This window comes from Actinoplanes sp. NBC_00393 (assembly GCF_036053395.1).
In the GTDB taxonomy this organism is placed as follows: domain Bacteria; phylum Actinomycetota; class Actinomycetes; order Mycobacteriales; family Micromonosporaceae; genus Actinoplanes.
Window position 1 is genome coordinate 1,997,385 of record NZ_CP107942.1, and the last position, 14,397, is coordinate 2,011,781.

A 14,397-nucleotide genomic window follows, 5' to 3' on the forward strand; every position below is an offset into this window, starting at 1 on the left:
GTGTCGCACCCGGACCACCCTGCGGACGCCCCGAGGAATTCCCGAGACGTGTGCGGCAACGTCGCCCGGGTGCATCACGGGGGAGTGAAACGGTGAACGCGACCGAACGGGCCGTGCTGGCCCTGGCCCTGGTGGCCTTCACGGGCCTGGCGCTCGCCGCCCGCGCCGGCCCACCCGACCCACCTGACCCGCCGCGGGACCGTGACTGTCCGGCGACCCGGCAGGTACTGGTCGTCGAAGCCCGGCTGCCCGCGGTGGCGCGCGCCTGCCGGCCGCCCGTAGTGCCTCGCGGCACGGTGGTCACCGACTGGCCTTCCTCGGGACTCGACCGGCACCGCGCCCTGATCGGGCCGGCTCGCCGCGCCGGGGCCGCCGTCCGGCTCGGCTGAGCGGCACGCTGAGTCGGCCGTCACCACCGGGCTGCTCAACTGGGCTGCGGCGATGCCGATCGTGGGGTCATGCGTATGCCCGCGATCGACGACCACGAGGCCGAGTTCTGGGTCCGCCAGATCCGGCTCGGTGTGCTGATCGCGGTCGTGATCCCGCTGGTCGGCGCCATTCACGTGCTGGTCAACTGGGCGCCGCCGCAGCGCTGGTGGGCGGGGCCGATCGCGGCCTGCGGGCTGGTGCAGCTGCTGCTGCTGATGCTGCCGTGGCGGCGGTGGGTGCGCAGCGCCCGGGTCCGGGCGGCGCTGTTCGGCTGGTGGCTGGCGCACATCCCGCTGCTGTGCTTCGTCTCGTACGTCGACGTCAACGGCGCGGTGCTCTACCTGCCGTGCGTGATGCTGATGGTGGTGACGGCGGCCGCGCTGTTCCCGCCGATGCTGGTCGTGCTGCTCGGCGTGGTGTCGCTGGCCGGATACTTCGCGCTGCTGCCGACCGGTCTCGGGGTCAGCTCGGTGCTGGTCGCCGGCCTGGCGACGGTGATGGGGTTCGTGGTGACGACCAGCGCGGTGATCGCGCACAACCGGCGGCGGATGGACGCGCGGCGACGGGCGGCGGAGCGCCGCACCGAGGCGCTGCTGCAGAACTCGCCCGAGGTCGTGGTGGCGCTCGGGAGCGACGGCATCGTGCGGTATGCGAGCCTGTCGACCCGTACCGTGCTGGGTTATGCCCCGGAAAGTGTCACCGGAGAGCTGATCGACGGGCTGGTGCACCCGGAGGACCTGGCCCGGATGCGCACCTGGATGGCCGCGCTGCGCTCGTCGGCGGCCGGGTCGACGGCGGAGGCCGAGATGCGGGTGCGCCGGGCCGACGGGTCGTGGGCGGTGCTCGACGCGATCGGCACGAACTGCCTGGACGACCCGGATCTGCAGGCCGTGGTGGTCAGCATCCGCGACATCGGCGCGCGCAAGGCCCTGGAGGAGCAGCTCAGCCGGCAGGCGTTCACCGACCCGCTGACCGGGCTGTCGAACCGGGCGCTGTTCCGTAACCGGCTGGCGCACGCCACCGCGCGCCGCGACGCCGACGTCACGCTGCTGCTGATCGACCTGGACGACTTCAAGGACGTCAACGACAACCTCGGGCACAGCGCCGGCGACCAGCTGCTGACCACGATCGCCGGGCGGCTGCGGGCCGGGGTCCGCCCCGGCGACACCCTCGCGAGGCTGGGCGGTGACGAGTTCGCGGTGCTGATCGAGTCGCTCGACGGGCGTGACGCGGCGGCCACCGCGGAGCGGCTGCTGACCGAGCTGCGCCGGCCGATCGACCTGGGCGGCGGGGACATCCGCTGCACCGCGAGCATCGGGGTGGCCGGCACCGACACCGGCGCCGACGGCGAGGAGCTGCTGCGCAACGCGGACCTGGCGATGTACGCCGCCAAGCGGCAGGGCCGCAACGCGTACGCGGTGTTCGACGAGACGATGTACGCCGGTGTGCTCAACGAGGCCCGCCAGCGGATGGAGATGGAGAAGGCGCTCGCCGACGAGCAGTTCGTCGTGCACTACCAGCCGGTCGTCGACCTGCCGCACCAGCGGGTCACCGGCGTGGAGGCGCTGGTCCGCTGGCAGCACCCGGAGCAGGGGCTGCTCGGCCCGAACCACTTCATCGACAACGCCGAGGAGAGCGGCCTGATCGTGCCGCTGGGCCGCTGGGTGCTGCAGGAGGCGTGCCGGCAGCTGGCCCGCTGGCAGGCCGGCGGTGTGGGCGCCGACCTGACCATGAACGTCAACCTGTCGGCCCGGCAGTTCCAGTACGCCGGCCTGGTCGACGACGTCCGCGAGGCGATCCTCAGCTCGGGTGTCGAACCCGGCCTGCTCACCCTGGAACTCACCGAGTCGATGCTGCTGCAGGACATCGACGCCGCGTCGGAGACCCTGCACGCGCTGCGCGCCCTCGGCGTCCACCTGGCCATCGACGACTTCGGCACCGGCTACTCGTCGCTGAACTACCTCAAGCGCCTCCCGGTCGACGTCATCAAGATCGACCGCGCGTTCGTCACCGAGGTCGCCACCGACGCCGGTGACAAGGCGCTGGTCGACGCGGTGGTGACGCTGAGCCGGGCGTTGAGCCTGAAGACCGTGGCCGAGGGCATCGAGACCGACGACCAGCAGGAGATGCTGCACCGGCTCGGCTGCGAGTACGGCCAGGGCTACCTGTTCGGCCGTCCCGCGGAACCGGACACGATCGAGGCACTGCTGCGCGAGCACTCCGAGGTATCTTCGCTGCACGCGTGAGGTGTGGGAGGTGCAAGTGCGGACCGTGACCCGGCGGCTGCCACTGCTGCGAGCCGATCTCGAGGGCGCCGTCTGCTCGCTTCCGTCCGACTTCGTCCTGGACGGCCACGAGCGGATCACCGTCGTGCTCGAGCACCGGCCGCACGGCCGGCAGGTCTTCGAGGCGGACGTCCGGCAGGACGTCGGGTGGCAGCTGCACGGCATCGGCTGGCCGGTCGACCTGCGCCCCGGCGTGCTGGTCACGGTCACCTGGCGGCCGGCGAAGGACGAGATCGGGCTGCGGACCACGGTCGCCGAGGACCCGATGCGGGTCGACGGCGTCGACTACTTCCACGAGTACGATCCGGCGGCCGTCACCCGCGCCTTCGAACCGGACGCGTCGAACCATGCGCAGGTGCTGGGCGTGGTGCGCCGGCTGGGCCGGGTGTTCGAGGACGGCAGCGCGGTGCACACCGAGGCGTTCGTGGCCGCCCGCTGCGGGCTGGGCCGCGGGGCGCGCGGTGCTTTCCTGTTCCGCAATGCGGTGGACCAGCTGATCCGGGAGGGGTACGTGACGCGCGTACCCGGCAGTGTCGACGCCGCCGGTCAGCCGTCCTATCCGGCGGTGGACGGCGAGGAGCCGGCCGAGATGCTGTTCTACGCCCCGCTGGTCGAGCCCACCCCCATGGGTGACGGCCCGGACCGGCGCGAGCACTGGGTCAACGGCTTCATCCGCAAACTGCCGCCCGGCGCCCAGCCGTCGGAGAAACAGTTGGCCGCCCACCGCCGAGCCGTGGAGAACGACCTGATCGACGAGGATTCGCTGGCCCCCGGCTACACCTACGTGAAGAAACACCACCGCCACGGCTGACCCCGCCCAGCCGTTGCTGAGGGTCGTTTCCGGTCCGTGCGAACAGCCTTCAGAGCCAGCCGCGTTGCCCGAGGCTCGCCACCCCGAACCCCAGCGGCGCCGATCGATCAGTATGGCGGCAGACCGGCTCGGCCGGGATCGCGCGACGGCTGTGGCCTCGTTCCCGGAGGCCTCGAGCGCAGCCGGGCGCCGGCGATCACCACGACGACCGCCAGGATGATGCCGAAGCTGACCGGGTAGACCCAGGCACGGCCGGTGACCAGTGAGAACACGAGCATGCCTGCGTAGAACGGCCCGCCGACGGCCAGACCGAGGAGCGCGCCGCGGCGGTTCTGCTCGGCGGTGAGGGGCAACGGCCGGCGGTCTGCGGGCAGCGCCTTGCGGTTGAGCCAGTCGAACAGCGGCAGCATCAGGGCCCAGACAGCGCCGTACAGGCCGGCCCGGGCGAAGATCAGCGAGACCGGGTCGCCGCGGTCCAGGAACAGGCGCATCGCGAACCAGATCAGGGTGAGCGTCACCGAGGCGACGGCGTACCGGCCCGGCGGCCCGCCCAACTTCTCCACGAGCATGGCCCGGCGGCTCGCAAGACCCGGTTTCTCGACCATGGTCGATGCCATTGCCCGCCGCGGCCGTCAGATATGCGCCTCCGGCACGTGGGCGGCGGCCAGCGGGCCCGCCACCGACCAACCGAGCGCTTGGTACAACGCCCGGCCATCCGCGGTCGCGGCGAGCACGCCGGTCGACAATCCAAGATCAAGAGCAGCATCAGCAAGGGTACGCATGACAGCACTCCCGAACCCACGCCGCCGGTGCCCGGGATCCGTCTCCACCTGGTCGATGACGCCGACCGTGCCCGCCGGAGCCATCCGCCCCCACGCGGCCCTCTCCCCGCCCTCGCCGAGGATCTCCGCGTGAACCACCGGCCCGTCCCTGACGACCCGGACAGGATGCCCAACCTTCTCGCCGGCCCGAAACGGCACCTGCATCAGATAGGCGGTGTCGGCCATGGCCCACGCCCCGGGCAGAGCTTTGCGCAGCAGCTCCGGCTCACCGGCCACCTTGATCCACGTCCCCGGCGCATCGTGCTCGCGGCCCAGCCCGTCCAGCACCTGCTCGTCAAACGCGGGCAGCACATAGCGGACCCGGTGCCCTGGCAGCCCGACCTCCATCCGCCAAGCGCCGGGCACGGCCTCCGGAGCGCCGACCGACCGGCAGAGCGCCCAACCATGCACCCACGAGCTGACGAGGTCCAACGCTTGGTCCTTCCTGACGGCCCGGCCGGTCCGAAATGCGAATCAGGAAGAATCTATCGGGTGGAAGCGCGCATGATCCAACCGAAATGGGTGGCCGTAGCCCTGGCCGCCGCCCCGCACGTCTTCCTGCTCGCCTGGATGACCCTGATGATCACCCAGTCGTCCGGCACCGACCGGATGTACGCGAGCATCCTCGGCTACTTCGAACTGCTGCTGCTCCCGATCGCCCTGGCAGCCGCCGCCGTCACCTGGTTCATCCGCCCACTGCGCCGCTTCGCCGCACCCATCGCCGCCATCTCGATAGCCGGCGCCGTGCTGGTCTTCACCACCGCCATGATCGTCGCCCAGGAACGCACCTGGTCCTGACCACCCGCGCCGTCGATCCCGACCATCCGCGCCGTCAGTCCCGACCATCCGCGCCGTCGGTCCTGACCGGCCGCGCCGTCGGTCCTGACCGGCCGCGCCGTCGGTCCTGACCGGCCGCGCCGTCGGTCCTGACCGGCCGCGCCGTCGGTCCTGACCGGCCGCGCCGTCGGTCCTGACCGGCCGCGCCGTCAGTCCCGACCATCCGCGCCGTCGGTCCCGACCATCCGCGCCGTCAGTCCCGACCAGCCGCGCCGTCGGTATTGACCGGCCACGCCCTCCGGTCCGACCCCCAGCTGGCGGTGAGGCATGGAATGCGGCGCTGTTGAGGTGCATGGCGGCCAGCCGGCGAGGCCGGGCTGGCGCTGAGGCATGGAATGCGGGCGTCTTTAGCTGCTTCAACGCCAGCCGGGCGGGCTCGGCTGGCGCTGAGGCATGGAATGCGGGCGTCTTTAGTCGCTTCAACGCCAGCCGGGCAGGCTGCAATGCCGCTCAGCGCAAGTTGACCTTGTAGTGAGCGGCGTGTCGGTGGGCGGTGTGGTGTCCGGGTCGCTGGGATGGCCGCCGCGTCGGGTGTGCAGGTGCGGCCGGATCAGGTGTCGGTCGGGGTGCTGGTGACTGCGGTGCCGCGGGTCAAGATCGATCTGGCGGTGGCGGCGTGTGGGGTGCAGGCGAAACGATCGGACGGCAAGTTGCCGCCGCATGCGTCGCCGCGATCGACCCGGACCGGATCAGCTTCACCCGCGCCTGCGCATCATCCGCCGCGCCGCCACCGGCATGGCGGACATCCCCCCTCAGGACTGGACTGACACACTGCCTCGCCTCTATACCGAGATCACCGTGAAGCTCAATCCGGCAATCCGGCAATCCGGCACGCCGGCACCGCACCTGCCCCGCGCTCAAGCGCCTACGCCACTGCGGCTACCGGATCAAGAGATCCGACGAGCCGGCCAGCATCCGCCACCATGGCCCGCCCACGATCCGGCACTACCATCTCCCACCAAGATCAAATTGGGCTTTGTGGCATGCGGGCGGGCTGAGCTGGCGCTGAGGCATGGAATGCGGGTGTCTTGAGCTGCTTCAACGCCAGCCGGGCGGGCTCGGCTGGCGCTGAGGCATGGAATGCGGGCGTCTTGAGCTGCTTCAACGCCAGCCGCACCGGCTCGGCTGGCCTTGAGACATCTGATGCGGCTCGGAGGCGCGTCGCAGGCCGGCCGATGAGGGCGGGGCCGGCCTGCGACGGCTTGATCGGGGAGGTGAGGCAGCGCTGGGGGCAGCCCGGCCACGTGCTCACGCCCGGCGCGGGCCCTGGGGACCGTGAGTGGGCTGGTGATCGCCGGGGTAGTGGGGGACTTCTCGTCGCGCGTACCGGAGATGGTTTCAGTCGGAACCCGGCTCGGACATGGCGCGGTGCATGCGCGCCTTGACCGTCTCTGGCGTGATCTTCGCGCCGCCGGCCATGATCTTGTTCTTGACCGAGCCGGCGACCACGTGGTCCTTGCCCTTCATCAGGGCCTCGAAGCCCTGCGCCGCGACCTGGGCCGCGTCGTCCTTGCTGGAGCTGGCGCCGACGCGAGTGTCCTGCATGCCGGCGCGGTCGAAGAACTCGGTGTCGGTCGGGCCGGGCATCAGGGCGGTGACGGTGACGCCGGTGTCCTTGAGTTCCTCGCGCAGCGCCTCGGAGAAGGAGAGCAGGAACGCCTTGGACGCGGCGTAGGTGGCTTCGAACGGGCCGGGCTGGGTGGCGGCGATCGACGAGGTGAACAGGATCCGGCCGGCGCCGCGGGCGGCCATGTCGCGGACGGCGAGTTTGGCCAGGTGGACCGAGGAGCGCACGTTCAGGTCGACGATCGCCAGGTCGGCGGCGAGGTCGGTGTCGGCGAACGGGCCGCCGGAGCCGATGCCGGCGTTGATCGCGATGGCGTCGAGCGGGCGGCCGGTGGCGGTGATCCGGGCGTAGAACTCCTCGACGCCGGCGGGGGTGCTGAGGTCGGCGCGGACCGTGTCGAGGGCTTCGACGGTGTGGATGCGCTCGTCCTCGGCGGCCACCACCACGTCGAAGCCGTGCTCGGTGAACTGCCTGGTCAGCTCGAGGCCGATGCCGCTGGAGGCGCCGGTCACGGCAGCGAGGGGCTTGCCGAAAGCATCGGGAGAAGTCGTCATGGCGACTGGCTACCCGGCGGGCCGCCGGTTACACAGAAGTTCGCGAGTGATGCCGGCCAGGTCGGTGACGCCGGTCAGCGCCATGGTCAGGTCGAGCTCGGCGATGATGTTGGCGATCACCTCTTCGATGCCGCGCTGGCCGGCGAGGGCCAGGCCGTACATGTAGGGGCGGCCGAGCAGGACCGCGTCGGCGCCGAGGGCGAGCGCGGTGAAGACGTCGGCGCCGCTGCGGATGCCGCTGTCCATCAGGACGGTACGGTCGGGGCCGACCGCCTCGCGCACCTGCACCAGGGCGTCGAGGGTGGCGATCGAGCTGTCCACCTGCCGGCCGCCGTGGTTGGACACCACGACCGCGTCCACGCCCAGGTCGAAGGCGCGGCGGGCGTCGTCGGGGTGCAGGATGCCCTTGAGCACGACGGGCAGCCGGGTGCGGTCCTTGACCGTGGCGATGTGTTCCCAGCTCAGCCGCGGGTTGGAGTAGATGTCGAGGAACGTCTCGACCGACGCGCGCTGCCGCCCGGAGCGCAGGTTGTCCAGGAACTTCCCGGGGTGGTTGCGGACCATCGAGATCAGCGACCGGACCGCGGCCAGGGTGACCTCGGCCGGCTTCTCCAGCTTGCGGCCCGCCGCCAGCTCCTGGAAGCGGGGGTCGGAGGTGTATTGGGCGATGCCGAGCCCGCGGGCGAACGGCAGCGAGCCGAGGTTCAGGTCCTGCGGCCGCCAGCCCAGCACGGTGGTGTCCAGTGTGATCACCAGGGCGCCCGCGTTGATCGCCTCGGCCCGCTGGATCAGGCTGTCCACCAGGTCTTCGTCGGTGCTCCAGTACAGCTGGAACCAGCGGGGAGCGTCGCCCATCGCGGCGGCGGTCTGCTCCATCGGGGTGCCGCCCTGGTTGGTGTAGACGTACGGGATGCCGGTCGCGGCGGCGGCCCGGGCGGTGTGCAGGTCGGCGTCCGGGGCGATCAGCTGGCCGGCGCCGACCGGGGCGAGCAGGATCGGCGCGGGCAGCCGGGTGCCGAGGACGTCGCGGGACAGGTCGCGCTCGGCGGCGCCGCGCAGCATCCGCGGCACGATCGCCCAGCGGTCGAACGCCTCCCGGTTGTTGCGCATGGTCCGGCCCAGACCGGCGCCACCGGCCACGTACGCCCACGCGGTCGCACTGCTGGCCTTGCGCGCCCGGCGTTCCAGCTCGTCGAAGTCGGTGGGCACGGCCGGGCGGCGGCCGAGCACACCCGCGCGGTAGACCTGGTTCTGCCGGATTCGTCCCGGACCTGCCGACATCGTGGCTCTCCTCGTTCGAAGCTGCCTCACGATAGAAACAAGTCGGGTGACTTGTAAACTGGTCCGGTGCCACCCACTCAGGCCGAACGCCGGGCCGCCACGGTCACCGCCCTGCTCGACGCGACCCTGCAGAGCCTGATCGAGGTCGGGCTCGCCGCGACGACGACCAGGGGAGTGGCGCAGCGGGCCGGGGTCAGCCAGGGGGCGCAGCAGCATCACTTCCCGACCAAGGCGCTGCTGGTGGACGCCACGATCATCCGGGTGATGGAGCAGTTCGTCGGTGACCTGCGGGCGGCGTCGATCAGCGGGGGGAGCGAGGAGGAGCGGCTGCACCGGCTGCTCGACCGGCTCTGGGAGACCCACAACCGGCCGGTCATCGCGGTGGTGCAGGAAGTGTTCACGGTGGCGCGTACCGATCCCGAGACCGCGCGCCTGCTGGCCGCGACGCTGCGCACGGTGCACGACGACATCGTCGCGGTCGGCGCCGAACTGCTTCCGGGGTACGCGTTCGCGCCGAACTTCCGCGACGTGATGCTCACCGCCCTCGCCGCGATCCGGGCGACCGCGCAGGTCACGGCGATTCCGGGGACCGCCGGCGCGGTGCCGGAGTGGCCCGCGCTGCGGGAAATCCTGGCCGCAGGCTTCGGTTCCGAGGGTCCTGGGTAGACAACTACCGTCAGCGAATCTCGCGAAGGGAACATGTGATGGTCCAGACGACGCGTACCCGCGGCACCACCACCAACGCCGCCCGGATCTGCACGATCCTCGCCTTCGTCTTCGCGGTGGGCGCCCTTCTGGTCAGCCCGCTGATCTTCGGCTTGGCCGCGGTGGTGCTCGGTGTGGTCGGCGCCTACCTGGGCGACCGGCCCCTCGGCTGGTACGCGGCGGCGGCCGGCGCCGCCGGTGCCCTGCTCGGCATCCTGCTGAACGCGATCATCCTCAACTCCTGACCCGTAGCACGATCGCGGTCGCATTGTCGGAGCCGGTCGGCAGCGTCTCGGCGAGCAGTCGCTCGACCGCTGCGGCCGGCTCCAGCGTGAGCGCGTGCCCGATCCGCTCGTAGCTGACCTGATCGGCGACCCCGTCGGTGCAGAGCAGCAGCACGTCACCTTCCGCCAGGCCGACCGCGAGCAGGTCGGCCTCCGGCGCGTCCGGGTGCCCGGCGTAGCGGGTCAGCCGGTAGCGGTCGGCTTGCGCCTGCGGCGAGTCCGCGGCGTACCGGCCGTGCACCACGCCCAGCCAGGCCAGCGTGTGGTCCACGGTGAGCAGTTCGAGAAGGCCGCCACGCAGGCGATATGCCCGGGAATCACCGAGCTGCGCGATCCAGGCGGTGCCATCGGCCGGGTCGGCGACGAACGCGGTCAGCGTACAACCGGTCAAACCCCGCACGCCGCGGCCTGCGTTGCGCACCTCCCGCTGCACCTTCGCCACCGCCGACTGCAAACCGCGGGGGTACGGGGTGAGCGCACATTCGCGCACGAAGACGTCCACCGCGGTGCGCCCCGCCGCGCGGCTGCCCGGCCCGTCGCCCATGCCGTCGGCGACCACCGCCAGCGGGCGGTCCGGGTCCAGGTGCAGCACGTCGTAGTTCTCCCGGTAGCGGACGCCGACGACGCTGCCCGCCGCGGCGGTCAGCTCCCGGTCTCCGACTGTCCATTTCGCAGTGACCACGTAGGGTATTTTGACCTGCTGTGACGGTCGTACGGGCGTTCGAGGACGACGATTACCTTCCCGAGTACGGACTTCTCGTCCTGCGGGACCGGGATGTGCCAGCGGACCTGCCGCTGCCACGCCGCGCCGACGACGAGGTGACCGGCACGTTCGCGGGGGCCGGCGCCGGGTGGGTCACCTGTTCGGCCGGAGACGGTCACCACGTGGTCCGGCTCGAACTGCTCGACGCGGCACCGGCTTCTGACCAGGCGTCGTTCGACGACGTGCTGGAGACGCCGTTCCTGGCCGGGGCCGGAGGTCTGTCGCTGACCTATCTCACCGGTGGGGCCGGGCGGGTCGACCTGGACCTCGGTGGCGGCGGGGGATATCGGGTGCGGGTGGCGCGCCGCCGCGGCGACACACCGGACGGGGCCGGCGATCGGTGGCTGCTCCGCTTCTGGCCGGACCCGGCGCTGTCACCGCCGGTCTGGCTGGCGCGGAGCCGTCCCGCGGTCGGGCCCGGCTACGACGGATGGCAGTCCGAGATCCAGTACGAGCCGATGGAGCTGGCCGGCATCATCGGGGCCGCGGCGCGCGAGCACGGTGGGCCGGTGACCCTTGCGCAGGTCGAGGCGTGGGGGCGTACGCATCACCGGCCCGAAGGCTGGCTCGATGCGCCGTTCTGGCAGCCGCCGCGCCCGCCGCTGACCACCGGGCACGCCGACCTCGACCAGCGCAGAGCCGACCAGCATGCCGAGATCGTCACCCGCCTTTCGCGCCAGCAGGACCGCCTCGACGAGATCGCCGCGGAGCTGGGCGTGCCGCCGGTACGCCGCAAACGCGACGCGGTGCCGTTGCTGGTGGCCGCCGGCATCCTGGCCGGATCCGACGCCTCGGGCTACCGCACCCGGCGCCCGCAGCGGGTCGACAAGGTCCTGTCCCTGCCACCGGACCGGGTCCGTTCGGTCCAGCTGCAGGACGCCCGCGGCCGATACGGCGAACTGGCCGAAGACCTCCGCTCCCTGCTGCGCTGGTCACCGGCCCAGCCCTGGTCGGTGGCCGCGGCTTCGCTGGCCGCACGGTTGCTGGTGAGCGAGGTCGACCTGCGGGGCGCGTTGGCCTTCGCAGCGTCGACCAATATGCTGCACTTCGACGAAGCGGAGATCTTGCGCCTGTGGCTCGGCCCCCGCCCCACCCCGGCCCCGCCTGCTGCGCCGGCGCCTGCCGCGCCCATGCCTGCCGTGCCTACGCCTGCCGTGCCCAGGCCGGCGCCGCCCGCGCCGCCCAGGGCCCGGCCGATTCCGCGGCCGGCGAGCGGGGGCAAGAAGTCGGAGCCCGTGGTCGTGCAGGGACTGATGGGGCGGATCACCTACAACGGCCCGGTGGGCGGGTCCCGGCTGGCTTTCACCGGCAGGAAGCAGGAACCGGACGGTCCGCAGCCCCCACCGTTCGGGGCGCCGCCTCGTGCCGGGCTGGTCGAAGCTTCCGGCGTCGTCGTGGTCTGGCGGAACGGCGAGCGCGTGGAACTCGCCCAGCTGGAATCGGGGTTCCGCCGGACCCGGGCGCTCGAGACCGTGTGCGGCACACTGGTCGCCGACCACGATCGTGCGGCCCGGCTGGTCTCCGCCACCGGCGAGGTGACCGGGTTCGACGAGGTGCGCGCCCCGCTGGCGCTGATGGGCGACGGCCGCCGCGTGGCCGTGATCGACAGCGAGCATCACCGGCTGGAGTCGCGCTACCGGCTACGGATCATCGACCTGACCGGCGGCCCTGCGGAGACCATGCCGTGGCCGGCCGACCGGGCCATCGCCCTGCTCGGCGCCCACCGCGACACGGTCTACTTCAGCGACCGCCAGGGCCACGGCATCACCATGCGCTGGACACCCGGCACCGACCCGGAACGCCACCCACATCCCGTGAACCAGGTCGACCCCCTGACCGGTACGACCACCGCCCGCACCGCCGAAGGCATCACCGTGACCCGGCCGGACGGCAACGCGGTCACCGTACCCATCGATCTCGGTGCCCGGCTCGCTCCCGGCGGCGCCCAGCTGTGGACGACCCGCTCCAGCCCGGCGGCCGTGACCTTGTTCCCGCTCCACCTCGATCACCCGGTCGAACCGCAGGTGTGGTGGCTGCCGGAGGACGGCCGGCGTTCACCGCAGGGCGTCTACGGCGAGTCGGTCTGGGAGGACCCCGACCACCTGCTGCTCAGCTACCAGCCTTGGCATTTCCCGCCCGAACCGGCATGCGGCATCCGCCTGTCCGTGCAAGATGGCGCAATCGAACGCCTCCCGGCCGCCGGCCTCCCCGGCCAGCCCGTGATCTTCGTAGAGCCGCTGCTCACCCCACACCCAGCCTGACCCGCATTGCAGCATTGCAGCATTGCCGGTCAGCCGGGTTGCTGGGCTCACCGGCAGTGTTGCTTCCGGCGGCGGGAAGCGACCATGGCGGTCAGCCGGGTTGCTGGGCTGACCGGCAGTGTTGCTTCCGGCGGCGGGAAGCGACCGTGCCGGTCAGCCGGAGGTCAGCGCTGGGTGGCGGGCTTGGGGCGGTCTGCGCCGACGACGGTGAGCCGGCCGCTGTGCGGGTAGGGCTCGTTGCAGCCGGCCTGCGCGATCTGCGAGCCGGTGGGCGTCCAGTCCCGCGGCTGGGTGGTGTTGATCTGTGCCACGTCGTTCACGCGAGTCCTCCGGGATAGCGGCGGGTGCATCGACGTTGCTCGTACCCAGAATCGTCTCGTTGTCACCCGCCGGGCGGATCGTGGGCATTCTCAGCCTCCCGGGGAACGCTGCGTGGTTAGCGTCGGACCGTGGGTAGACGAGGTCCGGTGCGCAAGGTCATGCCGATGGTGCTGGTGATGGTCGCGGCCGCCTGCGCGGCGCCCGCGACGCGCGGCACGGTAGCGGCTCCTGAAAAGGCCGCGGCAGAGCCGGTCGCGGCGGAGCCGACGCTGGCGCCGCAGCGGCTGGGGACACCGTTCCGCTATCGGGAGACGTTCAGCGATGACACCGCGCCGGTCGACTGGCAGGTGACGGTGACCGCGGCGAGGTGCGGGGCTACCGTTCTGCCGATGGCCGCGGACAACCCGGCGTACGTCAGCGGCGACTGGCCCCTCGACAAGGTGCCACCGACCCACATCGACGCCAGACCGCCGGCCGGCTGGGTCTTCTGCCGGCTGGACGCGACCCTGGAGAATGTCGGACGGTCACCGGCGTCGGGTGTCGAGGAGTTCGGGAATCTGGTCACCAGCCGGGGCGAGTACACGTTCACCGAGGCCGACAAGTCGATCGCCGAGAACCTGCAGGAAGCCGAGAAGCTACCGGGCGGCCCGTTCAACCCGGGCACCACCGCGCGGGTGATCAAGATCTGGACCGTTCCGGCGGGCACGACGGCTGAGGCGGTGCTGTTCCCGCAGGAGTCGCTCTGGGATCAGCCCGCGCACCGGATCGCGCTCAGCTGACCGGCGACTCCTTCTTCGGCTTCTTCGACTTGACCGGCTTGCTCTTCTTCTTGTTGGAGGGGGCGGCTGTCGGCGAGGGGGAGACCGAGGCGCAGTAGCCCGCGACCTTCTGCTCCCCACCGGCAGCGGCGATCAGATCACGCCGGTCCCGCCCGTTCATCGGATGCCCGCCGCCGGCCGCTGTCTGCCACGCCGCACACCACTCGACCTGGGCCGCGGAAGCCGGGGTGGGTGTAGGCGTGGGCCGGACCGGCGACGGCGAAGCAGCGGGAGACGAAGTAGGCGACGACGACCGGGCAGGCACCGGGGACCGGGAGGGCACGGGCGCCGGAACCCCCAACCCGGAGAAGAGCCGGTGCGCCTGCTGCTGCATGCCGTCCGGGAGGTTGCCGGTTCGCGCCCCGACCGCGGTGCCGCTCGCACTCAACACCGCCAGCCCGGCCACGACAGCCACCACCACAGTCCGGCCCGGCACGCGAGCACGCGGCGCGGGAGAAGGGGGCGCGGCAGTCGCCCGGCGGCGCTCGGCAGCCATGGCGGCGACCATCGCCTGCTCACCGCTGAGCTCCTTCTCGGAACCCGGCTCCCGCAGGGCGTCCAGCAGGTGATCGAGCCCGGGCCCGCCGGCGATCAGTTGCTCGGTCTCGGCGGTGCGGTGCCGCCGGGCACGCAGAGCGCGGAACAGAAAGGTCGGCATCC

General features: G+C 71.9%; 15 protein-coding genes. 8 read left to right on the plus strand and 7 right to left on the minus strand.

Annotated elements, in window-relative coordinates; genetic code table 11:
- Window positions 1-92 precede the first annotated feature (92 nt).
- From OHA21_RS09080 to OHA21_RS09090, 3 genes are all read left to right on the plus strand, one after another.
- Window positions 93-389, plus strand: coding sequence for a hypothetical protein (locus OHA21_RS09080; RefSeq protein WP_328472148.1), 297 nt, complete (start codon window positions 93-95; stop codon window positions 387-389).
- Window positions 390-458: 69 nt separating this feature from the next.
- Window positions 459-2,675: a putative bifunctional diguanylate cyclase/phosphodiesterase gene (locus tag OHA21_RS09085; protein WP_328472150.1), complete on the plus strand. Its 2,217-nt coding sequence runs from the start codon at window positions 459-461 to the stop codon at window positions 2,673-2,675.
- 10 nt (window positions 2,676-2,685) lie between these two features.
- A complete protein-coding gene (locus OHA21_RS09090) occupies window positions 2,686-3,525 on the plus strand; it encodes a hypothetical protein (RefSeq protein WP_328472152.1) in 840 nt (279 codons plus the stop codon).
- Window positions 3,526-3,632: 107 nt separating this feature from the next.
- Here the strand turns inward: OHA21_RS09090 and OHA21_RS09095 are convergent, their stop codons facing one another.
- Window positions 3,633-4,130 (minus strand): hypothetical protein, encoded by a 498-nt coding sequence (locus OHA21_RS09095; RefSeq protein WP_328472154.1) that lies wholly within the window; start codon window positions 4,128-4,130, stop codon window positions 3,633-3,635.
- Between the two features lie 27 nt (window positions 4,131-4,157).
- A complete protein-coding gene (locus tag OHA21_RS09100) occupies window positions 4,158-4,778 on the minus strand; it encodes a GNAT family N-acetyltransferase (protein WP_328472156.1) in 621 nt (206 codons plus the stop codon).
- Window positions 4,779-4,850: 72 nt separating this feature from the next.
- Between OHA21_RS09100 and OHA21_RS09105 the strand changes: the two genes are divergently transcribed.
- Complete coding sequence (locus OHA21_RS09105) at window positions 4,851-5,144, plus strand: hypothetical protein (RefSeq protein ID WP_328472158.1); 294 nt, start codon at window positions 4,851-4,853, stop codon at window positions 5,142-5,144.
- A gap of 1,377 nt (window positions 5,145-6,521) precedes the next feature.
- On the opposite strand, the gene OHA21_RS09110 is transcribed toward OHA21_RS09105, so the two are convergent.
- Complete coding sequence (locus tag OHA21_RS09110) at window positions 6,522-7,304, minus strand: SDR family NAD(P)-dependent oxidoreductase (RefSeq protein WP_328472160.1); 783 nt, start codon at window positions 7,302-7,304, stop codon at window positions 6,522-6,524.
- A 9-nt stretch (window positions 7,305-7,313) separates the two neighbouring features.
- On the minus strand, window positions 7,314-8,585 hold the full coding sequence (locus tag OHA21_RS09115) for a lactate 2-monooxygenase (RefSeq protein ID WP_328472162.1): 1,272 nt from the start codon (window positions 8,583-8,585) through the stop codon (window positions 7,314-7,316).
- Window positions 8,586-8,651: 66 nt separating this feature from the next.
- Between OHA21_RS09115 and OHA21_RS09120 the strand changes: the two genes are divergently transcribed.
- Window positions 8,652-9,251, plus strand: coding sequence for a TetR/AcrR family transcriptional regulator (locus OHA21_RS09120; RefSeq protein WP_328472164.1), 600 nt, complete (start codon window positions 8,652-8,654; stop codon window positions 9,249-9,251).
- A gap of 38 nt (window positions 9,252-9,289) precedes the next feature.
- Complete coding sequence (locus OHA21_RS09125) at window positions 9,290-9,535, plus strand: hypothetical protein (protein WP_328472166.1); 246 nt, start codon at window positions 9,290-9,292, stop codon at window positions 9,533-9,535.
- Here the strand turns inward: OHA21_RS09125 and OHA21_RS09130 are convergent.
- Complete coding sequence (locus OHA21_RS09130) at window positions 9,525-10,256, minus strand: PP2C family protein-serine/threonine phosphatase (RefSeq protein ID WP_328472168.1); 732 nt, start codon at window positions 10,254-10,256, stop codon at window positions 9,525-9,527. The genes OHA21_RS09125 and OHA21_RS09130 overlap by 11 nt on opposite strands.
- A 20-nt stretch (window positions 10,257-10,276) precedes the next feature.
- Between OHA21_RS09130 and OHA21_RS09135 the strand changes: the two genes are divergently transcribed.
- A complete protein-coding gene (locus tag OHA21_RS09135; RefSeq protein WP_328472170.1) occupies window positions 10,277-12,598 on the plus strand; it encodes a hypothetical protein in 2,322 nt (773 codons plus the stop codon).
- A 164-nt stretch (window positions 12,599-12,762) separates the two neighbouring features.
- Here OHA21_RS09135 and OHA21_RS09140 read toward each other — a convergent pair whose 3' ends face one another.
- Window positions 12,763-12,918, minus strand: a complete 156-nt coding sequence (locus OHA21_RS09140) for a hypothetical protein (RefSeq protein ID WP_328472172.1) — start codon at window positions 12,916-12,918, stop codon at window positions 12,763-12,765.
- 129 nt (window positions 12,919-13,047) lie between these two features.
- Between OHA21_RS09140 and OHA21_RS09145 the strand changes: the two genes are divergently transcribed.
- Window positions 13,048-13,698 (plus strand): hypothetical protein, encoded by a 651-nt coding sequence (locus tag OHA21_RS09145; RefSeq protein ID WP_328472174.1) that lies wholly within the window; start codon window positions 13,048-13,050, stop codon window positions 13,696-13,698.
- Here OHA21_RS09145 and OHA21_RS09150 read toward each other — a convergent pair.
- Complete coding sequence (locus OHA21_RS09150) at window positions 13,691-14,395, minus strand: hypothetical protein (RefSeq protein WP_328472176.1); 705 nt, start codon at window positions 14,393-14,395, stop codon at window positions 13,691-13,693. The genes OHA21_RS09145 and OHA21_RS09150 overlap by 8 nt on opposite strands.
- Between the last annotated feature and the right edge of the window lie 2 nt (window positions 14,396-14,397).